Origin of the sequence: Agrobacterium sp. CFBP2214, from assembly GCF_030209895.1 — a bacterium.
GTDB lineage: Bacteria > Pseudomonadota > Alphaproteobacteria > Rhizobiales > Rhizobiaceae > Agrobacterium > Agrobacterium radiobacter.
The window spans coordinates 112,530-135,992 of record NZ_JARVRC010000011.1; the positions used below are offsets into that span (position 1 = coordinate 112,530).

The window sequence follows — 23,463 nt, forward strand, 5'->3', positions numbered from 1 at the left end:
CTTTCCGCCTCCGCATGCCGGGAAGAGGAGCCCGGTATGCGGGAGCCGTTGGCTTTCGGGGCGGCGACTTCGCCGCTCCACCACCAGACCAAGCACCATGGAGGAAATGAATATGCTTGATGTCAGTCCCGCCACCAAAATCGACACGGTTCTTTCCAAGCTCGGCAATGCCCTGGAAAATGGAGATATAGACGCCGCCGTCAACCTGTTTCAGGCCGATTGTTACTGGCGCGACCTCGTGACCTTCACCTGGAACCTGAAGACGCTGGAAGGCCGTGAGCAGATCCGCGACATGCTGACGAGCCAGCTTTCCGCCATCAAACCCTCGGGCTTGGTGCAGGATGTGAAGGAGCAAGCCTCGGAAGGCGATGGCGTCACCGAAGGCTGGTTCGAGTTCGAGACCGGTGTCGCCCGCGGTTACGGCCACATCCGCCTGAAGGACGGGCTGATCTGGACCCTGCTCACCACCATGAGCGAATTGAAGGGCCATGAGGAACCGAAGGGTATCCGCCGACCGATGGGCGCAGAGCACGGCCACGACCGCAACCGCCGGACCTGGAAGGAAAAACGCGAGGCCGAAGCCGCCGAACTCGGCTATTCGGAGCAGCCCTATGTCGTCATCATCGGTGGCGGACAGGGCGGCATTGCACTTGGCGCGCGTCTTCGCCAACTTGGTGTGCCGGCGATCATCATCGAAAAGAATGAGCGGCCCGGCGACAGCTGGCGCAAGCGCTACAAGTCGCTCTGCCTGCATGACCCCGTCTGGTACGATCACCTGCCCTACATTCCCTTCCCGGAAAACTGGCCCGTCTTCACGCCGAAAGACAAGGTGGGTGACTGGTTGGAAATGTACACCAAGGTCATGGAGCTGAATTATTGGGGCTCCACCACCTGCAAGTCGGCACAATATGACGAGGTGACGGGCGAATGGACCGTGATTGTCGACCGCGCCGGCAAGGAGGTCGTACTGCGGCCGAAACAGCTGGTGCTGGCGACCGGCATGTCGGGCAAGGCGAATATCCCGAAATTCCCTGGACAGGATGTCTTCAAGGGCGAGCAACAGCATTCCTCGCAGCATCCGGGTCCGGACGCCTATGCCGGCAGAAAGGTCGTGGTGATCGGCTCCAACAACTCGGCGCATGATATCTGCGCAGCGCTCTGGGAGGCCGGTGCCGACGTTACCATGCTGCAGCGGTCCTCCACCCATATCGTCAAATCCGACTCGCTGATGGATATCGGTCTCGGCGACCTCTATTCCGAGCGGGCGGTGGCAAACGGCATGACCACGCGCAAGGCCGATCTCATTTTCGCCTCCGTGCCCTACAGGATCATGCACGAGTTTCAGGTGCCGGTTTACGACCGCATTCGCGAACAGGACGCCGATTTTTATGCGGCACTGGAGAAAGCCGGTTTCATGCTCGATTTCGGTGACGACGAGTCCGGCCTCTTCATGAAATATCTGCGGCGCGGATCGGGTTATTACATCGATGTCGGGGCCTGCGACCTCGTGATCGACGGCTCGATCAAGCTCAAATCCGGTGTCGACGTCTCGCACCTGACGGAGAATGCCGTGGTGCTGAAGGATGGCACGAAACTGCCCGCCGATCTGGTGGTCTATGCGACCGGCTATGGTTCGATGAATGGATGGGCGGCCGATCTCATTTCACGTGAGGTGGCGGACAAGGTGGGCAAATGCTGGGGCCTCGGTTCCGACACCACCAAGGATCCCGGCCCATGGGAAGGCGAACAGCGCAACATGTGGAAGCCGACACAACAGCAGGCGCTGTGGTTCCACGGCGGCAACCTGCATCAATCGCGGCACTATTCGCAATATCTCTCGCTGCAGCTCAAGGCGAGACAGGTGGGCCTGAAAACACCCGTTTACGGCCTTCAGAAGCCACATCATCTGTCCTGACCCTGAGGGAGTTCCGGCCCGTCTCGATGAGGCGGGCCGGGCGTTTTTACGACTGGGACCTATCGGATTGCCAGAACCGGTAAAGCTCCGCGACATTGCCGCTGGTCATGAGCGGCATTGCCGCCTTCAGTTGCTCCGCCGGCCACTCCCACCATTTCATCTCGAGCAAGAGGGCGATGCTGCCATCATCAAACCGCTTGCGGATCGTCTTTGCGGGATTGCCGCCGACAATGGCATAGGGCTCGACATTCTTCGTCACCAGCGCCCGCGTTCCGATCACGGCGCCATCACCAACCGTGATGCCGGGCATGATGATGGCTTCCGAGCCTATCCAGACATCGTTGCCGATGACGGTGTCGCCCGCCGGCAGATAACCATTCCCTGCATTTTCGAACTCCGGCACCTCGGGCATGAAGAAAAACGGGAAGGTGCTGACCCACTCGTTGCGATGGCCCTGATTGCCCGCCATGATGAAGGCGGCGCCCGAACCGATCGAACAGAAGCTTCCGATCACCAGCCTGTCCGCGCCTTCATCCGACAACAGATAACGGGCGCAGTCCTCAAAGCTGTGGCCGTGATAATAACCGGAATAATAGCTGTATTTCCCGACCACGAGGTTCGGGTTCTTGACCTGCTTGTCAAGCGTGATGCCCCGGAACGGGCTTTCGAAGTAGTTTTCCATTGGAGTAATCTCACTGCATATGTTCGCACTCGCTTGCCTCAAGGCAAGCCGACGCCGAGCGCCAAGCCTGTCGGCTTTTCGCTCGATGCTCCTCACGCAACGGCGGGAGCTAGATGCAGGTGATACTCGAGGCTTTTATCATGCAGTCTGGTTACCGCAAAAACCGGCGAAGGCCAAGCCAAGACATGTATGAAGCCTGCAATGGCTGACATCGGAATTCCGCCGGCACATAACGCAACAGCGGGGACTTCTCCCCGCTGTCCTCGTTAATTCGGCATATTCAACGCATCGCCGGCGCGGGCGTCCTTGGCCCGCGCCCGCGACGACTTCGGTCTTAGTAATGGACCGACTGGGAATCGATCGGCGTTACCTTCGGCGGGGCGAACTTTGTCAGGTCGATCCCGTCTACAGCGGAGCGATATTCCTCGATGCTCGGTGTGCGGCCGAGGATGGCCGAGAGCACCACGACCGGTGTGGAGGCAAGAAGCGATTCACCCTTCTTTTCGGCGCTGTCTTCAACGACACGTCCCTGGAAGAGACGAGTGGACGTTGCCAGAACCGTGTCGCCCTTTGCCGCCTTTTCCTGGTTGCCCATGCAAAGGTTGCAGCCCGGACGCTCGAGATACAGGATGTTTTCGTATTCGGTGCGGTTGGACGTCTTCGGATTGGCGTCATCGAACTCGAAGCCGGAATATTTCTGGAGGATTTCCCAATCCCCTTCCGCCTTCAGCTCATCGATGATGTTGTAGGTCGGCGCGGCGACGACGAGCGGCGCCTTGAACTCGACCTTGCCTTCAGCCTTTTCGATGTTCCGCAGCATCTGCGCGACGATCTTCACGTCGCCCTTATGCACCATGCAGGAGCCGACGAAGCCGAGATCGACCTTCTTGGTCGCGCCGTAATAGGATACCGGGCGGATCGTGTCGTGTGTGTAGCGTCTCGAAACGTCGTTGTTGTTAACGTCAGGGTCGGCGATCATCGGTTCGTTGATGACATCGAGGTCGACAACAACTTCAGCGAAATATTTCGCATTGGCGTCCGGCTTCAGGGCTGGCGTTTCACCTGAACGGATTTCCGCAATGCGTTGATCTGCCTTGTCAATCAGGCCTTTCAGCGTCTGGGCGGCATTGTCCATGCCCTTGTCGATCATGATCTGGATGCGCGACTTGGCGATCTCCAGAGATTCGATCAGCGTCTCATCTTCGGAAATGCAGATCGACGCCTTGGCCTTCATTTCGGCTGTCCAGTCAGTGAAGGTGAAGGCCTGGTCGGCGAGCAGCGTGCCGATGTGGACTTCGATAATACGGCCTTGGAAGACGTTGTCGCCGTGCTGCTGAAGCATCTGTGCCTGCGTAGCGTGCACCACATCACGGAAGTCCATATAAGGCTGCATCGTCCCCTTGAAGGTAACCTTGACCGACTGCGGGATCGGCATGGTCGCCTCGCCAGTCGCCAGCGCCAGTGCAACGGTGCCAGAGTCCGCACCAAAGGCAACGCCCTTGGACATGCGGGTGTGGCTGTCGCCGCCGATGATGATTGCCCGGTCATCAATGGTGATGTCGTTCAGCACCTTGTGGATCACGTCCGTCATGGAGTGATAGACGCCTTTCGGGTCACGCCCTGTGATGACGCCGAAATTGTGCATGAAGGACATGAGCTTCGGGGTGTTCGCCTGCGCCTTCTTGTCCCAGACGGAGGCCGTGTGGCAACCCGACTGATAGGCGCCATCCACCAGCGGCGAAATGACGGTGGCCGCCATCGCTTCCAGTTCCTGGGCGGTCATCAGACCAGTGGTATCCTGCGAGCCGACGATATTGACCTTGACGCGAACGTCGGAGCCGGCATGCAGCACCTTCCCGGGCGTGACGCCGACGGCATTGCGGTTGAAAATCTTCTCGACGGCGGTCAGGCCCTGTCCTTCGATGGAGATTTCCTTGTTGGGCGCGAACACAGGTGTCGCATCGACGCCGAGCGTTTCAGCGGCGAATGTCTGGAGCTTCTTGCCGAAGACGATGGCGTAGGAGCTGCCGGCCTTCATGAACTCCATCTTCTGGGGGGTGAAGGAAGATGCGAGATCGACAAGCTCGGTGCCGTTTTCATCCCGCAGCTTGCGGTTCTTGGCGTCGATCTTGAGAACTGTGCCGGTTTCGACCGAGTATTTCTGCTCGAGGATCGGATTACCGTCATTGTTGAGGATCGGCTTGCCGTCTTCGCCGAGCTTCTTCACCCAGTTCTTGAGGTTGATGCCGATACCGCCAGTCACGTCGACAGTGGTGGCGAAAATCGGCGAAATGCCGTTGGTGCCGGCGACGATGGGGGCGTAGTTGACGAAGGGCACATAGGGGCTGGCCTGCTTGCCGGTCCACAGCGCCACGTTGTTGACGCCGGACATGCGCGACGAGCCGACGCCCATCGTGCCCTTTTCGGCAATCATCATGACGCGCTTGTCGGGGTGCTGCCTCTGCAGCGCGACGATTTCAGCCTGCGCTTCCGGCGAGATCATACACTGGCCGTGCAGCTGGCGGTCCGAGCGCGAATGCGCCTGGTTGCCGGGGGAAAGAAGGTCGGTCGAAATATCGCCTTCGGCGGCGATGAAGGTGACGACCTTGATCTCGTCTTCAACGTCGGGAAGCTTGGTGAAGAATTCGGCCTTGGCGTAGCTTTCCAGCACTTCCCTGGCGATGGCGTTGCCCGCCTTGTAGGCATCGCGCAGGCGGAACATGTCGGCATCGTAAAGGAAGACCTGGGTCTTCAGCACTTCGCCGGCGGCGGCAGCAATCGCAGTGTCGTTGCCGAGCGCGATGTCAAGCAACACGCGGATCGACGGGCCGCCCTTCATGTGCGACAGCAGTTCCAGCGCGAAGGAAGGCGTGATTTCCGGCACGATCGCTTCGCCGAGAATGATCTGCTTCAGGAAGGCAGCCTTGACACCCGCGGCACTCGTCGTGCCCGGCAGGGTGTTGTAGATGAAGAACTTCAGGGCATCGGCGCGATGCTCGCTGCCGGCATCCTTGATCAGCTCGATAATCTCGGCCGTCAGTCCACCGTCATCAATCGGCTTGGGCGCGAGACCCTGTGGTTCTCTGCTTTTGATTTCAGCCAGGTAATCCAAATAAAGTGTCATCGCGATCCCAACGTCATGGTGTCTGTGGAGCCAAACACAACGCCACCGGCAGGTAGCGTTGAAAGCCCCGGGTTTCTGTCGTTTTCGACTACGCCAACCGGGGGCCGCTGACAAGATGCCGCACTCCGGTAAAGAACGAGTGGACGGATAAAATGCCGCTTTCGAGGCACTCAGCGCTGGCCTGGTGTCATCCTCATAAAGTTGCAGCCAATAGCTCATTTCACCCGGAAGTTTTCCAGCCTCGTCCGTTAAGGATTTATTAACCAAATCGGCGCGAATATTAGCTTATTCTAATTACTCGTTATCGGAGTAATTCGAGATCGCGTATGGCGAAATCGGCAGCGCGAAGCTTGGGGAGGCAGCATGCGGTTTTCTATATCAAGCTATTTGTTATCGCTGGCGGCACTGGTTTTCACACCGGTATCAAGCCTTGCGCAGGTCGCCTCGACGAATTTCACGGTGCAGATCACCATTCAGGCGGCATGCCAGATCAACTCGGCCGGCAATCTCAATTTCGGCACCAATGGCGTAATCGGCAGCGATATCGATGCGACCAGTGATGTTATCGTGCAATGCACGGCCAGCACACCCTTCAGCCTGGGCCTCAGCGCCGGCGCCGGCTCGGGGGCGACGGTCGCCAACCGGCTGATGACGTCGCCCGCCGGCGCGACCATTTCCTACTCGCTTTATACGACTGCGGCACATAGCACGGTGTGGGGGAACACCGTGGGGACGGACCGGCAAACGGGAACGGGAACCGGGGCACCGCAGACCTTCACTGTCTATGGGCGCGTACCTGCCCAGACGACACCCGCGGTCGGCGTCTATACCGATACGGTGACGGCCACGCTCAATTACTGATCGCCATAGGGAGGATCGCGCATGCGTCTTTTTACCTTAGCGGCTGCGTTTTTTGCCGGTTTGAGTGTTTCACCTTCACAGGCTGCCTCGCTACGGGTCGCACCCGTTCTTCTGGATCTTAAAGCGCCCACGGCGGCCTCCAGCCTTCGCATCTGGAACGATGCAAAAACTCCGATCAACGTTCAGGTGCGTATATTCCGCTGGACCCAGCAGAACGGGCAGGACGTCTATACGGCGGCGCAGGACGTCGTCGCCAGTCCGCCGATGACGCAGTTGAAGGGAGGCGCGGAAAACCTTATCCGCATCGTCCGGCTTTCCAAGGCGCCCCTGCGGGCCGAAGAGAGTTACCGCGTCATCGTCGATGAGTTGCCGCCGGCGGGAAGACCACAATCCGGCACGGTCAACCTTGTGGTGCGCCATTCCATCCCCGTTTTCTTCTCACCCGCCTCCACAGGCGATGCGGAACCGGCCTGGAAGATAACGCCACAGGGCAATGACTACAGGGTCTCGGTGTCCAATACGGGCGAGAGGCGGATAAGGATCGCCAACCTGATGCTTTCCGGCGGCAACGGGCAGGCGATTGCCCGGCAGCAGGGGCTGGTGGGATATGTGCTTGGCAAATCCGCCGCAAGCTTTGTGGTTCCGGCAACGGGCGGCAAAAAGGGCGGCGGCACGCTGAAGATTTCGGCAGACAGCGAAGGCGGCCCCGTCAATGCGACGGCGCGCGTCTCGGGCGGCTGACCTTGCCGTTTTGACGATTGCCGCTCTGACGGTCATTTCATCGGGCAGTTTCTCCATGGCGCAGGACATACCCCCTGCGGCGCAACCAGCCTCTTTTGCCGCAAAAGAAGCGGGACAGTTTCAGCTCGAAGTCTACATCAACGATGTTTCGACAGAACTGATCGCCACATTTCGTCAAAACGACGCCGGATCGTTTCTCATCGAGCCGGAGCAGCTGAACAATATCGGGATCTCTCCGGTTGAAAGCGCAGTCGGCGATGATGGCTGGATCGACATTTCCCGGCTTCCAGACGTGGTGGCGCGTTACGATGAAGGCACCCAGTCCATGCATTTCACCCTGCCAATGGCTGCGCGGGCAAACAGGGTGATCGACGCCTCTGGCAAGAATGCGACGGAAGAGGATGACGAAACGCAGGAAAAGGCCGCGAGCGATTTTGGAGGTGTGGTGAATTACACGATCTATGGCTCCTCCGGCGGCAACAAATGGTCTGACATCGCCGATTTCAACGGCGTATCGGCCCTCCTGGAAAGCAGGGTCTTCGGTCCGCTCGGCGTGCTGTCCTCGTCTCAGGTTCTGAGTACATCCCGCCTGTCGGAGTTCGACACCCAGCGCCTCGATACCACCTGGAGCTATTCAGACGAGGAAACGCTGACGAGCTACCGGGCCGGCGATCTCATCACCGGAGGGCTGAGCTGGACACGCCCGACGCGGCTCGGCGGCCTGCAGATCCGCCGTAATTTCGACCTGCGGCCGGATATCGTTACCATGCCGATGCCGGAATTTGCCGGTTCAGCGGCCGTGCCCTCCACCGTCGATGTCTATGTCAACAATATCCGCCGCCTGTCGCAGGATGTTCCCGAAGGCCCCTTCTCCATCACAAATCTTCCCGTCATAAGCGGCGCGGGCAATGCGCGGCTGGTGGTGCGGGATGCGCTGGGCCGCGAAACCGTATCCGAAACGCCCTTTTATACGTCACCGGACCTGCTGGCGAAGGGTCTCGTCGATTTCTCGGCGGAACTCGGTTTTGCCCGGCGCAATTACGGAACCTCTTCTTTCGATTACGACGAAAAATTGCTCGGATCAGCGACGGTTCGTTACGGCCTGTCTGATGGCCTGACGCTGGAGGGCCATGCGGAAGGCGGCGAGGATTTCTATAATATCGGCCTTGGCGGCGTCTTCACGCTTGGAGCCTATGGGCTGGCGGCGGTTTCCGGCGCATCCAGCCGCTTTGGCGAGGAAAGCGGCTACCAGCTCTCCGCAAGCGTCGAAGCCGAATTGCTCGGGCTCAAATTTCACGCCCGGTCGCAACGGGCATTCGGCGATTATCACGACATGGCGTCGGTCTCCGCCGACAGCTCGACACTCAGGACGATATCCGGCCTGCTGAGCGCGCGGCCGCCGCGAGCCGTGGATCAGATTTCCGTTTCCACACAGCTTGCTTTCGATGAAACGAGCCTGAACTTTTCCTATACGCAGGTGGAAACCTTCGATGAGAGGAAATCCCGGTTGCTCGGCCTTTCCGCCACGCGGCCGTTCGGCGAGAACGGCAATATCTTCATCACCGCCTATAGGGACCTTGAGGACAGCCAATCCTACGGCGTCTTCGCGGGCCTGTCCTGGTCGTTCGGCGGCGGCGTCTCCGGCTCGGCCGGCATGTCGTCAGATGCGGATGGATATTCGCTGACGGCAGAGATCGGAAAATCCGAAGAGCAGGCCGAGGGAAGTTATGGCTGGCGTCTGCGCGGCTCGACCGGCGGCAATGACATCGCATCCGTTTCCGGCAGTTACCGCGGCAGCGCGGCCCGCGTTTCGGCGGGCGTCGATCAATTCAACCGCACGACACAGGCCTATGCGCAGATCGAAGGATCGATAGCGCTCGCCGGCGGCGATGTCTTTGTCGGCAACCGGATCGATGACGCTTTCGCGGTGGTGGATGCGGGCGCGCCCGGCGTCGATATCCTGCTGGAAAACCGCCCTATCGGCCAGACCAACCGCCGCGGCAAGATATTGCTTCCGAACCTGCGCTCCTATGACGTCAACAACATCACGCTCGACCCCAGCAATCTCCCGGTCGACGCCCGCATCGACCGCACGAAACAGACCGTGACGCCAGCGGAGCGGGCGGGAGCGGTGGTCAATTTCAAGGTGGAAACCGAGGGTCAGGTGGCGCTGGTGACGCTGAAAGACGAAAGCGGCCAATTCATCGAAACCGGATCAACAGGCAAAATCGACGACAAGCGCGATTTCGTCGTCGGTTATGACGGGCAGGCCTATCTCGACAATATCAGCGACACGCATCGCCTCCGCATCTTGCAGCCGACGAAAGGCGAGTGCGAGGCGCAGATCACCGTCCCCTCTGCCGGCGAGACGCGCGCAACTCTCGAAACCCTATGCAGGAGCATCCAATGAAGGTCCTGACCCGTGCCGCCCTTGCCATCGCCGCTTTCCTCTCCGCTTCACCGGTTCTGGCCCAAAGCTGCACCTTCAACATGTCGGATATGAATTTCGGCTTCGTCAATCTCGCAGGCGGCAGCGCCGTGGACACGACGGCGACATTGTCAGTCACCTGCTCCAACCCCTTGTCGCTGGCGCTTTCCATCCGCATCTGCCCCAACATCAATGCCGGAAGCGGCGGGCAGTCGGGCGGCATCCGCCGGATGCTTCAGGGCAGCAACATTCTCAATTACCAGCTTTACCAAAACGCGGCGCGGACGACCTCCTGGGGATCGGTCACACAGCCCGCACTCGGCTCGCCTCCGCCAATCGATATGGCGCTGCCGCTCCTGATCAACACCACGAGCCGCACGGTCTATGGCCGGATCAACGCCGGTCAGGCCTCGGCAGCGCGCGGCCTTTATCTTTCCAGCTTCGCCGGCGCGGAAACGAGCTTCACCTATACGACATTTACCCTGCTCGCACCGAGCTGCTCTTCCGTGACCCAGAACCCCACGCAGGTGCCGTTCAACGTGTCGGCCGCAGTGGCGCCCACCTGCATCATCTCGGCCCAGAATATCGATTTCGGCAGTCACGGCGTGTTGAACACGGCAGTCAATGCGACCGGAGCGATCAATCTGACCTGCACCACCAATCTGAACTACAGTGTGACGCTCAATGGCGGCCTGAGCAACAGCCCTCCGGCCGCGCGCCAGATGGTGCAGGCGGGCGCATCGATAACCTATGGTCTCTACCGCGACGCGAACCGCACGAATGTCTGGGGAAGTGCAGCGGGGGAGATAGCCACTGGCACCGGCACAGGCAGCCTGCAGACATTGACCGTCTACGGACGCGTACCGGCGCAGAACACGCCGGCACCGGGAAACTACTCCGACACGGTGGTCGTAACGGTGAACTACTGAGGGGCCGAACGAACCTCTGACTTTCCAAGTTCCAGCCGCCGATCGATGCCGATGCCGGCGAGAAACGCCTCATCATGGCTGACGACCAGCAAGGCGCCGTCATAGGCCCGAAGGCCAGCCTCCACGGCGGCGATGGAATCGATATCGAGATGGTTCGTCGGCTCATCAAGGATCAGCAATTGCGGAGGCTGCGGGCCTCCCAGAACACAGGCGAGACCTGCCCTGAGCATCTGCCCGCCCGAGAGTGTTGCAACGATCTGCAAGGCGGCATCGGCACGAAACATGAAGCGCGCAAGCGCGGAGCGGCAGGCATTTTCCCCGGCCTGCGGGTTGAGTCTAAGGAAGTTGTCGCGGATGGACAGGTTCGCATCGAGCAGGCTGACCTGCTGGTCGAGAAACACGGACTTCACCCCGACATGTACCACCCCTTCAAATGGCGGCAGGTCCCCCGTGATCACTGAAAGCAGCGTCGTTTTTCCCGATCCGTTCGGACCGGTCGCGGCAACACGTTGCGGCCCGGTGATTTCGAAGGACAGATTCCGAAGCACGGGGTGATCGACCCGATAACCGGCGGTCAGCTTCTGCAGGCTGAGAACGGTCTTTGTCGCGTGCAGCCCGCTGGGCGGCAATGTGACGCTGACGCCCTGCAGGATTTCGATCCGCTCCCGCGCCGTCTTCAAATCTTCCGTCGCCTCGGCTGTCAGGCGGCTGGCCAGATTGGTATTGTCACCGCTCGTCTTTTCGGCGCGCCTTTTCATCGCGCCGACAAGGATACGGGGCATGTCTCCCCTCGCCGCTTTTGCAGCGCCCCTGCTGTCACGGCGAGCCTTGCGCTCCAGCGCCTCCTGCGACCGGCGTCTGACCTCGGACAGACGTTTTTCCGCATGCGCAAAGTCCTGTTCGGCGGCGGCCAGCTCCAGCGCTTTCTGTGCGCGGTAGTGGCTCCAGTTGCCGCCGTAACGGGTTGCTCCGAGCGTGGTCATTTCGACGATTGCATCGAGGGTTTCGAGAAGTTCCCGATCATGACTGACGACGATCGCTCCGCCATGCCAGACCGCCAGAAAATCGGCGACGAAAATGCGCCCGTCCCGATCGAGATTATTCGTCGGTTCGTCGAGGATCAGGAAGTCGGGAGCGGCGTGGATCTGCGCCGCAAGTGCGGCCCGCGTGCGCTGCCCGCCGGACAGCGCCGAAAGCGGTGTGGAGGGCAAGGCATCCAGCCCGACCTGCGCCAGCGCCCCGGCAATTTTGTCCTCCAGCATCCAGTCGATATCTTCAAGCTCTGCGAGAGTGGCCGTTCCCGCCTGCGCACGGGCAAGGACCTCAAGTGCATCGCGCGCGTCAAAAAGGTCGGCGACGGTCTCTTCCGGCGCCACCTGCACGCTCTGGCGCAGAAGATTGACGCTGCCCGAGGCGGAAACCGTGCCCGCGGATGGCGACAGTTCCCCCGCAATCAGTTTCAGAAGCGTAGTCTTGCCGACGCCGTTGCGCCCGACAAGGCCGGTGCGTTCCGCTCCGAAGCGAAGATTGATGTTGGAAAAGAGCGGATGACCGTCAGGTGTTGACCACGAAAGGTCCGAGAGAGTGATGGAATGCGGCATGGATATGGGTTCCCCTGATGACAAGGCATTGCGGCTTTGTGATCGGGTGGAAATCCATGGTTCACCGTCCTGTTGGTGTTGCGCAGAACACGCCCTTACGCGAAAAAAGCGGCGTGTTCGTGGCGTGGGTTCAGTGTTCGGGAAGGGAACGCCGGGGGAAACCCCGGCGTTTCGTTTTTTCAGGCCACCAGCCCCTTGGTCAGCTCCAGCGCCTGCCGTTCAAACAGCCGGCGATAGATGCCGTCATGGAGGCGGATAAGCGCCTGGTGGTCACCCTCTTCGACAATCTTGCCCTTGTCGAAGACCATCAGCCGGTCCAGCGCCCTGACCGTGGAAAGCCGGTGCGCGATGACCAGTGTGGTGCGGCCGACCATCAGCCGTTCCATTGCCTGCTGGATCTGCACTTCGCTTTCACTGTCGAGACTGGAAGTCGCCTCGTCCAGTATCAGCACCGGCGCATCCGCGAGGAAAGCACGGGCAATGGCCACACGCTGACGCTCGCCGCCGGACAGCTTGACACCACGCTCGCCCACCATCGTCTCATAACCCTTGGGAAGGGACATGATGAAATCATGGGCGCTCGCCTGTTTCGCCGCCTGCTCGATCTGACGCCGCGTGGCGTCCGGCCGGCCATAGGCGATGTTTTCCGCCAGCGTGCGGTGGAACAGGATGGGCTCCTGCTGCACGATGGCGATCTGGCCGCGCAGGCTCGACTGCGTGACCCCGGCGATATTCTGGCCGTCGATGCGGATCGCACCCGACTTGACGTCGTAGAGCCGCTGGATGAGCTTGACGAAGGTTGTCTTGCCCGAACCGGAATGGCCGACCAGGCCCACACGTTCACCCGCCTTGATGGTGACCGAAAAGTCATCATAAAGCGGTGTGGTATGCGCGCCATACTGGAAGGTGACGTGATCGAAGACGATCTCGCCCTTTCCGATCTTGATCGGTCCGGCATCCGGCCTGTCTTCGATGCCAAGCGGCATCTTGTCCAGCAGCACCAGCTCTTCCATGTCGTTGACGGCACGTTGCAGGTTGCGGATATCCTGCCCCACATCGCGCAGGTAACCCTGCAGCACGAAGAACATCGCCAGCACGAAGGTGATGTCGCCCGGTGTCGCCAGCCCCTGTCGCCACATGATGAGGCCGGTGCCGAGAATGCCGGCCTGCATGGAGACCATCATGAAGCTCTGGATCGTGCCGTTCAGCGTGCCACGCTTCCATGTCCTGCGTGTGCGGTTGTCCCACTTCACCAGCACATGGCCCAGGCGCGTTTCTTCGCGGGTCTCGGCGCCGAAGGCCTTGACCACCGAATTGCAGCTGATGGCATCCGCCAGCGCGCCGCCAAGCCGGGTATCCCAGGCATTGGCCAACCTTGCCGCCGGCGAGACATAACCCATCGAAAGCCCCACCGTGACGCCGACATAGATCAGCGAGCCGAGACCGACGATCAGGCCCATGACCGGCCAGTAGCTGCCGAGCACGATGGTCGCGCCCACCAGCATGACGATGGAAGGCAAAAGCGCGACGAGCAGCAGGTCATTAAGCGAATCCAGCGCCCACATGCCGCGTGTGATCTTGCGCACCGTGGAACCGGCAAAGCTGTTGGCATGCCAGTCGGTGGAGAAACGCTGGACCTTGTGGAAGCCGTTATGAGTGACTTCCGCCATGGTCTTCAGGGTGAGCCTGATGATGCCATTGAAGATGAACCAGCGCAGCACCACGCTCACCAGCCCAAGCGACACAACGATGACGAAGGCGCGCAACGCCCCATCGCCCCCATTGCCAGCGCCGTTACCGCCGGCAATGGCATCGACGATCTGGCCGGAAAAGACCGGCACCATCACTTCGGCCAGCGTGCTGGCAATTACCAGCACGATGATGAAACCCACCAGCGCCGGCCGGTTGCGCCAATGGTTGAAAACAAAGCCGAGCACATTGCGATATGCATCAGCGCGAAAATCGAGCTTCTTGCGTGACATTTTAACCAGCCCGGCGCGACGGATTCGGCAACCGGTCCTCAAAACGGTAGTTGGATGGCACAGCCCGGGCGGGAGACAAAATTATCCCGTCAGATCAATCGGGCTATGAAGGAAAACAGAACCGCATGTCGGGCGCGCTCAGGGCGGGCCGCGAATGGATATGACCTAGTGGCGGGCCATTCCCTGCGGGAGGGTTTTGATGAATACTGGTGTCATGCAACGCCTCCCTTTGTTCGATCTGACGCGGTATTGAGATTTGTAACTCAGCAGTTGGAGCTTGCCAAGCGGGTTTTTACAACCGGCTGGTGAGTGATGCGGAAACGCCACACCGGCTGGATGCGACGGTATAAACCGTGGCCGATGCGAGGGACGCGCCGGCCACGATTTTATCAGGTTGGATGCACGGCGGAAAATCGGAATGGTGCCTGCCGTTGCCGCTCAGTCCATCTGCACATTCGCGTCCTTGACCACAGGTCCCCACTTGGCGATCTCAGCCGCAACGTGGGTTTTCAGTTCATCCGGCGAAGAGGCGACGATCTTGGCGCTGAAATCCGCCATGCGTGCGGCCACCGCCGGATCGGCTAGCGCCTTCTTGGCGGCGGCGTTCAGCTTGTCGACCACCTCGGCCGACGTACCGGCGGGCGCAAAGAGCGCGTTCCAGGTATAGGTCTCATAACCCGGCACGGTCTCGCCGATGGTCGGCAGGTCCGGGAAAGACGATGCACGCTCCTTGGTGGTGACGCCGAGCGCCCGCAACGTGCCGGATTTTATATGTCCCGATGAAGAGGGCAGATTGTCGAACATGATCGAAATCTGGTTGCCGAGCAGATCGTTGAGCGCCGGGCCGGCACCCTTATAAGGGACATGCTGCATGCTGACGCCGGCCATGCTCTTGAACAGCTCGCCGGAAAGATGCAGCGGGGTGCCGTTGCCGGAAGAGGCATAGGCATGTTTGTCCGGCTCGGCCTTCAGCAGGGCAATAAGCTCCGCGACGCTGTTGACGTTGAGCTTCGGATTGACGACCAGCACATTCGGCACCACCACCAGCAGCGAGACCGGCGTGAAATCCTTCTCCGGATCATAAGGCTTGGTCTTGAGAATAAGCGGGTTGAGAGCGTGGGTGGCAACCGTGCCCATCAGGATCGTGTATCCGTCGGGTTCGGCGCGGGCCACGCGGTCTGCACCAAGATTGCCGCCTGCGCCGGCGACATTTTCAACGACGATCTGCTGGCCGAGTTCATCACCCATCTTCTGCGCGATAACACGCGCGACCACATCGGTGGAACCGCCCGCCGCGAAAGGAACGACCAGAGTAATCGTTCGCTCGGGGAAGCCCTGCGCGCTCGCAGCCGTTCCCAGCATTCCCAAAGAAACCGCCGCGGCGGCAAGTTTCAGCACCGTGCGCCGTTTTGAAGACCGGTAAATCATGAACCCTCCTGTAACATGGCCTCCTCGCCATGGGCGCATAGTAGCTCAAATGCACCTCAGGGCAACCCGCCGGGGACCGGACGCTTCCGGCGGGTTTCAGGAGAAAGAGGATTCGTTACGCTTTGAGGCGCTCGTCGATGACCCGCCAGTTCACCAGCTTGTCGAGCACGGCGCGGATATGTTCGGCCTTGCGGTTTTCATAATCCACGTAATAGGCATGCTCCCATATATCGATGCCGAGATAGGCCGGGCGGCCGACAGCGACGGGGTTCTTGCCGTCCTCATACCCGATCAGCGCGAGCTTGTTGCCGTCGTCACGCGTCAGCCACACCCAGCCCGTGCCGAAGACCGTATCGGAGACATCGACCGCGCGTTTGATGAAACCATCATAATCGCCGAAGGTCTCGTTTATCGAAGCGGCAAGATCACCCGTCGGCCGGTTCGGACCGCCCGGTACGAATTGGTCCCAATAGGCGACATGGTTCCAGGCCTGCGCGGCGTTGTTGAAGATTTTGACATCGGCCGCCTCTTTTGATTTGGCGGACTGCGTGACGATATCAACCAGTTCCATATCGGCGTAAGGCGTGCCGGCGGCGAGCGTGTTCAACTTGTCGTAATAGGCCTTGTGGTGTTTTCCATAATGCAGACCCACGGTTTTCGCCGAGATGACCGGAGCCAGATCGGCTTCGGCAAAGGGAAGCCTGGGCTGCGTCAGGGGCAGTGCGGCACGCGCGACATGCGGGCGGGGAAAGATTGCAGCGGCGGTAGTAGCGGCGGCGGCGGTGAGAATGGTGCGTCTGTTGATGTCCATCATATCCTCCTTATGAACAGTGATATGGGACTAACCCCAAACTGCCGCCCGGGTTTCCTCACGCCGAATGCAATTCTGTCGCAGGTTATGGAGATGAGAGGCGGCGGCGCTGTATTCACGCCCTGCCGGGGCGGGATGCGGGATGAATTGACCGCCCTATAGGAGAAAGGCCCTCCCGGCTGGAGAGGGCCTTGCCCGATCAGTATCGATAGTAGTCTCGGCGGTCGCGATAGTCTCTGCGGTCGCGCCACTCACGCCATTCCCGTCTCGCCTGACGTTCGCGCCATTCACGACGGGCTTCCCAGCGGTCGCGCCGGTCCCAGCCGCGCTCATAGCGGGGCGGGCCATTCGGACGGCAATAGCCGCGGGGTGACAGGTGAAAGCCGCGTCCGCAGGCATAATCCACCGTTTGAATGTGGGATGCCGAGGGTGCAGACGGTTGGCCCACAGGCATGGCATTGGCACCGGTGCCGAACAGGGCGCCGAAAATCAGTCCGGCGGTTAAAATCATCTTGCGCATCTTATTTCCCTCCTTGTGGGATGGGGGGATTTAGCGCCCTGCCGGGTGAACTGTGGCTGAATGAATCGTGATCTTTTCGTGGCAGCAGGCCACAGTTGCGCCGAACATTCCGGCCGCCGCGCGGAACCCTGCGCAGGCTCGGACATTTACCAGTGCAAGCCAAACAAAATGGGAGAGCACCGATGGATTGGAATCGCGTTGAAGGAAACTGGAAGCAGATGAAAGGCAAGGTCAAGGAGCAGTGGGGCAAACTCACCGACGACGATCTTGACGTCATCAACGGCAAACGCGAGCAGCTCGAAGGCAAGATTCAGGAGCGCTACGGTTACGAAAAGGACCGCGCCAGGGAAGATATCGACAACTGGTATGGACGCCAGACCTGGTAAGACGAGACCCCGCTTCGGCGGGGTTTTTCTTTGCGCGGAATTTCCCGGTCAGCTGGCCAAGGCCAAAACGGCGGCAATGGCGATCAGCAGAGGCCCCATCCATCTGAAATGACGAACAACCGACGGCTGACTAACCGTGTTTTTCGACAGCGGCAGATAACCAAAGCCGACGCATGTCATCCACAGCCCTGCACAAAACATGATGAACTCGTCAATATAGGCTGCGATCATCGCTCCCCTCCCTCCGTGTTATCGCTGTCATCCTATCTGCCCGAAAACCGCTTTGGTAGAGCCCCCGGCGCCTTCGGATCACCCGTGGCCACAAAGGGCGGCGAGACCGCGCCGGCATCAACCGTCACGAAAGCGTTATGGAAAGACATTAGAACCGCCGCCGGCCCGTTCAAAAATGCACGGCTGTGCAACTGATGGCCAGAGCCTTTCCCGTCCATCTCTCAAGCGTCAGCGCTCAGAGTTCCACTCGCGCCGAAAACATCGGAGACATAGATGAAACGCCGCACCTTTATGATGTCCGCCGCAGGCGCCGCCGCCGGTCTCGCCCTTGCACCGCGCATGAGTTTTGCTGCTCCGGGCACGATCGACTGGTACACCAGTTCGGATACGAATATCCTCGATTTCTGGTCCAATACGATCAAGCCCGCTTTTGAAGCCGCCAATCCCGGCCTGAAGCTCAACCTCGTCGATGCCGGCGACAGCGCCGGCATCATGGCCATCGGCGAGCGCGCCATCGCCGCAAAGCAGACGGGCACCGATCCGCAGGCAGATTATTTCGAAACGGCCGATCCGCTGCTTCCCACCGGCGCCATCGATGCCGGCATCTACGTGAACATGGCAAAGGCCGGCCTTTCCAATTATTCGCGCGTCAACCCGCTTGCCATCCGCAGCGAATACAGCCTGCCCTATCGCGGCAGCCAGGTTCTGCTCGCCTATGACACCAGCAAGCTCAAGCCGGCGGACGCACCGAAGACCTGGGATGAACTCGTCAAGTGGATCAAGGCAAATCCCGGCCAGTTCGTTTATAACCGTCCCGACAAGGGCGGCTCCGGCGGCAACTTCGTCCGCCGCGCCATCCATCAGGCCAACGGTCTCGATCCCAAGGCCTTTACGGTTGATAATTACACCCAGGAAGCCGGCGACAAGGCTCTGGGCAAGGCATGGGCGCTGCTGACAGATATCGCCCCGTCGCTCTATGACAAGGGCGCATACTCCTCCGGCAACACGCAGTCGCTGCAGCTTCTTTCCCAAGGCGTCGTCACCATGACCCCCGTCTGGTCCGATCAGGTGCTGAAGGCCATCGATCAGGGCGTTCTGCCGAAGGAAACCGGCCTCGTCCAGCTTCAGGATCTGGCGCTCTGCGGTGATTTCTCGCGCGCCGTGGTGCTTGCCAACGGCGCCAATCGTGATGCGGCCCTGAAGCTTGCCAATTTTGTGCTGTCCGAAGAAATTCAGGGCGCGATCCTCAACGAGCTGGGCGGCTTCCCCGGCGTTTCCTGGGACCATGTGTCGGCCGACCTGCGCAAGCGTTTCGCCGACATCATTCCGCAGACCATTCCGACCTTCCCGGCCGGTAAATGGGAAACCGCCATCAATGATGGCTGGTATCGCAACGTCGCTCCCAACGTTAACCGCAAGTCGTGACCGAGGTCGGAGCAGGAGCGGTTCGCCCGCTCATTGACAATACGGCAGGCAGGAGGCCCATCGGCCTCCTGCTCGTCGCCATTCCCGTGTTCCTGATGATCTGGCTCGTCATCTGGCCTGCCATCAATGCCATCGGCCGCACCGTCTGGCGCACTGGCGCCAATGGTGAAACGAGTTTCGACCTTTCGAGCTACGCCTTCTTCTTCTCAGATCGCTACAGTCTCGACAATCTTGCCGTGACATTGTGGACGACGATGGTCTGCGCCATCCTCCTGCTGGTCATCTGCCTGCCGATCGCGCTTTACCTTCGCTTTTCGCGTGGTCGTCTTTCGGCCTATGTGCAGGCGCTTGCCATCTTCCCGATGTTCGTGCCCTCCATCATCCTCGCCTTCGCCTTCATCCGCGTTCTCGGGCCGAACGGCATGGTGGACATCTTGCTCAATGCGGTCGACCTACCGAAAATCCGCACGCCCTATCTCACGCCATGGGGGCCGGTCATCGGTCTTGTCTGGGACAATATTCCGCTGACCGTGCTCATCCTGCTTGCAGGCCTCGGCAGCATCGCCAACCAGTCGGTGGAGGCGGCGCGGGATGTGGGCGCAAACGCGCTGCAGGTCTTCTGGCATATCATCCTGCCACGCATTTCCAATTCCATTCTCGTGGCGCTTTCCTTTTCGGTGCTCGGCATTTTTTCTTCCTTCACCCTGCCCTATCTCCTGGGCCCGGCCTCTCCCGAAATGCTCGGCCCCTTCATGCAGCGCACGCTGCGCGAAGTGCAGGACCCCATCGGCGCCATGACCCAGGCCGTCATCGCTTTCGGTTTCTGCATCGCATTCGGCCTCTTTTACGTGCGTTCGGTCGCACGCAACCAGGGGAAATGACATGACGACCCTTACGCCGGCGCGAACGCGCATGGACTGGCCCGGCATCTTTTTCGCCACCCTTCTCACCATCGCCATCGTCGGGCCGCTGCTTGTTGTCGGAACCTGGGCATTTACCGAGGTCTGGCGTTTTCCCAACGTCATTCCCCAGCAATTCGGTTTCCGCTTCTGGGGCCAGACGCTGGGGCGCGCCGACGTGTGGAACGCCCTGATGCTGAGCCTGCGGCTGACAACGGTGGTGACGCTGCTTTCGGCGATGATCTGCCTTCCCGCCGCCTATGCCTTTGCGCGCATGAGCTTTCCCGGCCGCAACCTGCTGTTCTTCTCCTTCCTGGCCGGCCACGCCTTCCCGAAATTCGGGCTTCTGGTAGCGATTGCCGCCATTTTCCTGCAGCTCAACCTTATCGGCACCTTCTGGGGCGTCGTTCTGATCCAGCTCGTCGGAACGCTGATGTTCATGATCTGGATTCCCGTGGCGGCATTCCAGGCCGTCGACCGGCGCATGGAAGAGGCTGCCCGTGATGTCGGCGCCAGTCCGCTCCGGGTCTTCTGGTCGATTACCCTGCCGCAGGCGGGACCGACCATCGCAGCCGCCGTTTTGCTCAGCTTCGTCGGCACTTTTTATGAAACCGAAGGCGCGTGGCTCATCGGGGCGCCCGGCATTCGCACGATGCCGGTTCTGATGATCAGCTACATCAACAACCAGATGGTCATCCAGTATGGCGCGGTTCTGTCCGTGCTGCTCTGGGTGCCGTCCTTCATTGCCCTCATGTTCGCCCGCCGCGTCATCGGTGGCGGTGCATTCGCCCGCGGTTTCGGCGGTTAGGAAATCATCATGTCCGTACTTCACATCCGCGAGGTCTCGAAAACCTTTTCCGGCGGCACCAAGGCAGTCGACAGTTTCTCGCTCGATGTCGCCGATGGCGAACTCGTCTGCCTTCTCGGCCCCTCCGGTTCGGGCAAGTCGACGCTGCTGCGCATGGTCGGCGGTTTCGAGCAGCCAACGGGCGGGCAGATCACCATCGATGGCGAAGATGTGACCCACCTGCCGCCGGAGCGACGGCCAACGGGCATGGTATTTCAGAGCCATGCGCTCTGGAGCCACATGAACGTCTTCAAGAACCTCACTTTCGGCCTCAAGCTGCGGCACATGCCGGCTGCCGTCATCAGGCAAAAAGTGGAGGCCGTGCTCGAACTCGTCGGGCTTTCCGGTTATGGAGAGCGCGCCACCAGCCAGCTCTCCGGTGGCCAGCAGCAGCGCGTGGCGCTTGCCCGCTCGCTGGTTCTCGAACCGAAAATCCTCCTGCTCGACGAACCCTTCGCCAGCCTCGACCAGCATCTGCGCGAGCGGTTGCGGGAAGAGGTGCGTGATATCCAGCAGCGTCTCGGCATCACCACGCTGTTCGTCACCCACGGGCAGGACGAGGCCCTTTCCATGGCCGACCGCATCGTCGTGATGGCAAATGGCAAGACCGAACAGATCGACCGGCCTAACGTCATCTACCGCGAACCGCAGACCCCTTTCGTCGCCGGCTTCATCGGCACCATGAACCTGATAGAGGGTGCGGTTTCAGACGGAAATTTCACGCGCGCCGATTTTACCCTTCCGCTTCCCGTCTCCGATGGCCCGGCCATTCTCGCCGTCCGCCCGGAAGCCATCGATCTGACGATTTCCGAAACGCCGGAAGCGCACGTACACCGGGTGACGGATTACGGCACCCACGGCCTTGTCGACCTTGATCTCGCCGATGGTACAAGGATCAAATCCATGGTCGCCCATCCGGATATGTTCCGGGCGGGACAGGGCGTACAGATTTCGCCCCGTGCCGTCACGGCCTATCGCGACAACCGCCCAATCTATCGGAGCTGACATGAACCAGCCGATCCTTATCGAACGCGACGGCCACAGGACTTGGCTCAAATGGCATCGCGCCCGCCGCCGCGCTAGCGATCCGGTCTTCACCGGCGAGCGCATCATCGAGGCGATGCGCCTTGGTGCGAGCATCGAAGTCGATCTCGTCATTCATGCCGATCACGGCTGCGCCGTTTTGCATGACCGGACGCTGGAGCGGGAAACCACCGGCACAGGCCGAGTGCGCGACACATCCGCCGCTGCGCTGCGTCAGCTTCACCTGCGCGACAATGGCGGCCAGCCGATCGCTTCGAAGGTGATGCTGCTCGAAGACCTCTGCGCCCTGCTCGCCCGCGAAACCGTTCATCCCGACGCGCTGTTGCAGCTCGATTTCAAGGAGGACCTGCAGGCGCTTACCCCGCAGGTGGTCGCCGGTTTCGGAGCAAGCGTTTCGCCCATAGCAAGCTCGGTGGTCCTGTCCGGCGGCGATTTCGACGCCATCGCCATGCTGGCCGGTTCAGCGCCGGGACTTCGCACCGGATATGATCCCTGCGATCACGGCACACTTGCAGACCTGAAGACAAGCGGAAACTACCTGGGTTTCATCGAAGACGCCCTTGCCACCGCGCCCGATGCCGGGATGATCTATCTCGACTACGAGATCGTGCTTGCCGCCGAGGATGCCGGTGTCGATATCATCGCCCCCATCCGCGCCGCCGGCCGCCGGGTCGACGCCTGGACGATCAACAGCGTCACACCGCAATCCATCGAACAGGTGAAACGCCTCCTGCGGCTTAAGGTGGACCAGATCACCACCGATGATCCGGAAGGGCTCGCCGAGGTTTTCAGCCGATGACAGTCAATTACAGCACCATCCTCGACCATATGGTCGCCACCGCCCGCGAAGCCGGCGCATTGACGCTCGACCATTTCAGGCGCTTCCGCGACATCGAGATCGGCGTCAAGGGACCGGGTGATTTCGTTTCCGATGCGGACCGGGATTCCGAGACGCTGATCCGCGAGCGCCTGCTCGGACAATATCCCTGGGGACTGACCGGCGAGGAATTCGCACCTGTCGAAGGGGCGGATCAGGATCATCGCTGGCTGGTCGACCCGATCGACGGCACCACCAATTTTCTCTTCGGCCAGCACTATACCATCACCATTGCGCTTCGCCGCGGCAATGAAACGATCTGCGGGCTGGTCTATAATCCCGTTTCCGACGAGATGTTCGCCACGATCAAGGGAGACGGCGCCTATCTCAATGGCGAGCGCCTGCGGGTCAATGCCAGCACCGATGTCGCGCTCATGTGCGTCGGCACCGGCCTGCCTACGCCCAATCTCCAGCTTTATCCCGGTGCCTATCAGCGCCTCGACGCCATTCGCGCGCCCATCGGCGCGGTTCGTGTTGTCGGCAGCGCCGCCAATTCCTGCGCTTATGTCGCCTGCGGTCGTCTCACGGGCTATTACGAGGAGACGGGATTCGTCGACACGGCAGCCGGCATTCTTCTTGTTCAGGAGGCCGGCGGCATTGTGACCGACTGGTGGGGTCGCGGACCGGAGTTCTATGAGAAGACCGGAACGCTGATCGTCGCCAATGCCGCGACCCATGCCTATCTCATGGGGCATCTGCGCGGCGTTTCGCCCAAAAACCCCTCATAACCGT

20 protein-coding genes are annotated in these 23,463 nt (G+C 60.5%); 12 read left to right on the forward strand and 8 right to left on the reverse strand.

What is annotated here, in order from left to right:
* The first annotated feature begins 112 nt into the window (after window positions 1-112).
* Window positions 113-1,915 carry an NAD(P)/FAD-dependent oxidoreductase gene (locus tag QRN60_RS23345; protein ID WP_111784972.1) on the forward strand — a complete coding sequence of 601 codons (1,803 nt, stop codon included), beginning with the start codon at window positions 113-115 and terminating at the stop codon, window positions 1,913-1,915.
* Window positions 1,916-1,961: 46 nt separating this feature from the next.
* Here the strand turns inward: QRN60_RS23345 and catB are convergent, their stop codons facing one another.
* Window positions 1,962-2,597: a type B chloramphenicol O-acetyltransferase gene (gene catB / locus QRN60_RS23350; RefSeq protein WP_060727212.1), complete on the reverse strand. Its 636-nt coding sequence runs from the start codon at window positions 2,595-2,597 to the stop codon at window positions 1,962-1,964.
* 334 nt (window positions 2,598-2,931) lie between these two features.
* Complete coding sequence (locus QRN60_RS23355) at window positions 2,932-5,721, reverse strand: bifunctional aconitate hydratase 2/2-methylisocitrate dehydratase (protein WP_060727213.1); 2,790 nt, start codon at window positions 5,719-5,721, stop codon at window positions 2,932-2,934.
* A 363-nt stretch (window positions 5,722-6,084) separates the two neighbouring features.
* Here QRN60_RS23355 and QRN60_RS23360 point away from each other — a divergent pair, with 363 nt between their 5' ends.
* The 4 genes from QRN60_RS23360 to QRN60_RS23375 are packed head-to-tail and all read left to right on the forward strand — an operon-like array spanning window position 6,085 to window position 10,680.
* Window positions 6,085-6,582, forward strand: a complete 498-nt coding sequence (locus QRN60_RS23360; protein ID WP_113100915.1) for a Csu type fimbrial protein — start codon at window positions 6,085-6,087, stop codon at window positions 6,580-6,582.
* Window positions 6,583-6,603: 21 nt separating this feature from the next.
* On the forward strand, window positions 6,604-7,323 hold the full coding sequence (locus QRN60_RS23365; protein WP_060727215.1) for a fimbrial biogenesis chaperone: 720 nt from the start codon (window positions 6,604-6,606) through the stop codon (window positions 7,321-7,323).
* Window positions 7,295-9,733 (forward strand): fimbria/pilus outer membrane usher protein, encoded by a 2,439-nt coding sequence (locus tag QRN60_RS23370; protein ID WP_111791842.1) that lies wholly within the window; start codon window positions 7,295-7,297, stop codon window positions 9,731-9,733. Before QRN60_RS23365 ends, QRN60_RS23370 begins: the two co-directional genes overlap by 29 nt.
* Entirely contained in the window at window positions 9,730-10,680 is a 951-nt protein-coding gene (locus QRN60_RS23375; protein ID WP_020810984.1) for a Csu type fimbrial protein, read from the forward strand. The genes QRN60_RS23370 and QRN60_RS23375 overlap by 4 nt, the downstream gene beginning before the upstream one ends.
* On the opposite strand, the gene QRN60_RS23380 is transcribed toward QRN60_RS23375, so the two are convergent.
* The 5 genes from QRN60_RS23380 to QRN60_RS23400 form a co-directional block, all read right to left on the reverse strand.
* Complete coding sequence (locus QRN60_RS23380) at window positions 10,674-12,281, reverse strand: ABC-F family ATP-binding cassette domain-containing protein (protein WP_111793335.1); 1,608 nt, start codon at window positions 12,279-12,281, stop codon at window positions 10,674-10,676. The two genes, QRN60_RS23375 and QRN60_RS23380, sit on opposite strands and share 7 nt — an antisense overlap.
* Window positions 12,282-12,460: 179 nt before the next feature.
* Entirely contained in the window at window positions 12,461-14,263 is a 1,803-nt protein-coding gene (locus tag QRN60_RS23385) for an ABC transporter ATP-binding protein (protein ID WP_113100916.1), read from the reverse strand.
* Between the two features lie 438 nt (window positions 14,264-14,701).
* Entirely contained in the window at window positions 14,702-15,691 is a 990-nt protein-coding gene (locus QRN60_RS23390; protein WP_020810981.1) for a Bug family tripartite tricarboxylate transporter substrate binding protein, read from the reverse strand.
* Window positions 15,692-15,806: 115 nt separating this feature from the next.
* Window positions 15,807-16,502 carry a superoxide dismutase gene (locus QRN60_RS23395; protein WP_020810980.1) on the reverse strand — a complete coding sequence of 232 codons (696 nt, stop codon included), beginning with the start codon at window positions 16,500-16,502 and terminating at the stop codon, window positions 15,807-15,809.
* A gap of 199 nt (window positions 16,503-16,701) precedes the next feature.
* Window positions 16,702-17,022, reverse strand: coding sequence for a GCG_CRPN prefix-to-repeats domain-containing protein (locus QRN60_RS23400; RefSeq protein ID WP_020810979.1), 321 nt, complete (start codon window positions 17,020-17,022; stop codon window positions 16,702-16,704).
* Window positions 17,023-17,204: 182 nt separating this feature from the next.
* Between QRN60_RS23400 and QRN60_RS23405 the strand changes: the two genes are divergently transcribed.
* Window positions 17,205-17,408: a CsbD family protein gene (locus QRN60_RS23405; protein ID WP_020810978.1), complete on the forward strand. Its 204-nt coding sequence runs from the start codon at window positions 17,205-17,207 to the stop codon at window positions 17,406-17,408.
* 48 nt (window positions 17,409-17,456) lie between these two features.
* Here the strand turns inward: QRN60_RS23405 and QRN60_RS23410 are convergent, their stop codons facing one another.
* A complete protein-coding gene (locus QRN60_RS23410) occupies window positions 17,457-17,639 on the reverse strand; it encodes a hypothetical protein (RefSeq protein WP_113100917.1) in 183 nt (60 codons plus the stop codon).
* Between the two features lie 273 nt (window positions 17,640-17,912).
* Between QRN60_RS23410 and QRN60_RS23415 the strand changes: the two genes are divergently transcribed.
* From QRN60_RS23415 to QRN60_RS23440, 6 genes are read left to right on the forward strand one after another with little or no spacing between them, the layout of a single operon-like run.
* Complete coding sequence (locus QRN60_RS23415) at window positions 17,913-19,064, forward strand: extracellular solute-binding protein (protein ID WP_003505702.1); 1,152 nt, start codon at window positions 17,913-17,915, stop codon at window positions 19,062-19,064.
* The gene (locus tag QRN60_RS23420; protein ID WP_020810975.1) at window positions 19,061-19,945 is read left to right on the forward strand and encodes an ABC transporter permease; all 885 of its coding nucleotides are present in this window, start codon (window positions 19,061-19,063) and stop codon (window positions 19,943-19,945) included. The genes QRN60_RS23415 and QRN60_RS23420 overlap by 4 nt, the downstream gene beginning before the upstream one ends.
* A 1-nt stretch (window position 19,946) precedes the next feature.
* A complete protein-coding gene (locus tag QRN60_RS23425; RefSeq protein ID WP_020810974.1) occupies window positions 19,947-20,771 on the forward strand; it encodes an ABC transporter permease in 825 nt (274 codons plus the stop codon).
* A gap of 9 nt (window positions 20,772-20,780) precedes the next feature.
* Window positions 20,781-21,815: an ABC transporter ATP-binding protein gene (locus QRN60_RS23430; protein WP_112278132.1), complete on the forward strand. Its 1,035-nt coding sequence runs from the start codon at window positions 20,781-20,783 to the stop codon at window positions 21,813-21,815.
* A gap of 1 nt (window position 21,816) precedes the next feature.
* Complete coding sequence (locus tag QRN60_RS23435) at window positions 21,817-22,653, forward strand: glycerophosphodiester phosphodiesterase (protein WP_112278131.1); 837 nt, start codon at window positions 21,817-21,819, stop codon at window positions 22,651-22,653.
* On the forward strand, window positions 22,650-23,459 hold the full coding sequence (locus QRN60_RS23440; protein WP_080864420.1) for an inositol monophosphatase family protein: 810 nt from the start codon (window positions 22,650-22,652) through the stop codon (window positions 23,457-23,459). The genes QRN60_RS23435 and QRN60_RS23440 overlap by 4 nt, the downstream gene beginning before the upstream one ends.
* Window positions 23,460-23,463 lie beyond the last annotated feature (4 nt).

Bases quoted from the DNA above. Each gene is read 5' to 3' on its own strand.
- QRN60_RS23345 (WP_111784972.1), top strand. From the start codon at position 113: ATGCTTGATGTCAGTCCCGCCACCAAAATCGACACGGTTCTTTCCAAG.
- catB (WP_060727212.1), bottom strand. From the start codon at position 2,597: ATGGAAAACTACTTCGAAAGCCCGTTCCGGGGCATCACGCTTGACAAG.
- QRN60_RS23355 (WP_060727213.1), bottom strand. From the start codon at position 5,721: ATGACACTTTATTTGGATTACCTGGCTGAAATCAAAAGCAGAGAACCA.
- QRN60_RS23360 (WP_113100915.1), top strand. From the start codon at position 6,085: ATGCGGTTTTCTATATCAAGCTATTTGTTATCGCTGGCGGCACTGGTT.
- QRN60_RS23365 (WP_060727215.1), top strand. From the start codon at position 6,604: ATGCGTCTTTTTACCTTAGCGGCTGCGTTTTTTGCCGGTTTGAGTGTT.
- QRN60_RS23370 (WP_111791842.1), top strand. From the start codon at position 7,295: ATGCGACGGCGCGCGTCTCGGGCGGCTGACCTTGCCGTTTTGACGATT.
- QRN60_RS23375 (WP_020810984.1), top strand. From the start codon at position 9,730: ATGAAGGTCCTGACCCGTGCCGCCCTTGCCATCGCCGCTTTCCTCTCC.
- QRN60_RS23380 (WP_111793335.1), bottom strand. From the start codon at position 12,281: ATGCCGCATTCCATCACTCTCTCGGACCTTTCGTGGTCAACACCTGAC.
- QRN60_RS23385 (WP_113100916.1), bottom strand. From the start codon at position 14,263: ATGTCACGCAAGAAGCTCGATTTTCGCGCTGATGCATATCGCAATGTG.
- QRN60_RS23390 (WP_020810981.1), bottom strand. From the start codon at position 15,691: ATGATTTACCGGTCTTCAAAACGGCGCACGGTGCTGAAACTTGCCGCC.
- QRN60_RS23395 (WP_020810980.1), bottom strand. From the start codon at position 16,502: ATGGACATCAACAGACGCACCATTCTCACCGCCGCCGCCGCTACTACC.
- QRN60_RS23400 (WP_020810979.1), bottom strand. From the start codon at position 17,022: ATGCGCAAGATGATTTTAACCGCCGGACTGATTTTCGGCGCCCTGTTC.
- QRN60_RS23405 (WP_020810978.1), top strand. From the start codon at position 17,205: ATGGATTGGAATCGCGTTGAAGGAAACTGGAAGCAGATGAAAGGCAAG.
- QRN60_RS23410 (WP_113100917.1), bottom strand. From the start codon at position 17,639: ATGATCGCAGCCTATATTGACGAGTTCATCATGTTTTGTGCAGGGCTG.
- QRN60_RS23415 (WP_003505702.1), top strand. From the start codon at position 17,913: ATGAAACGCCGCACCTTTATGATGTCCGCCGCAGGCGCCGCCGCCGGT.
- QRN60_RS23425 (WP_020810974.1), top strand. From the start codon at position 19,947: ATGACGACCCTTACGCCGGCGCGAACGCGCATGGACTGGCCCGGCATC.
- QRN60_RS23430 (WP_112278132.1), top strand. From the start codon at position 20,781: ATGTCCGTACTTCACATCCGCGAGGTCTCGAAAACCTTTTCCGGCGGC.
- QRN60_RS23435 (WP_112278131.1), top strand. From the start codon at position 21,817: ATGAACCAGCCGATCCTTATCGAACGCGACGGCCACAGGACTTGGCTC.
- QRN60_RS23440 (WP_080864420.1), top strand. From the start codon at position 22,650: ATGACAGTCAATTACAGCACCATCCTCGACCATATGGTCGCCACCGCC.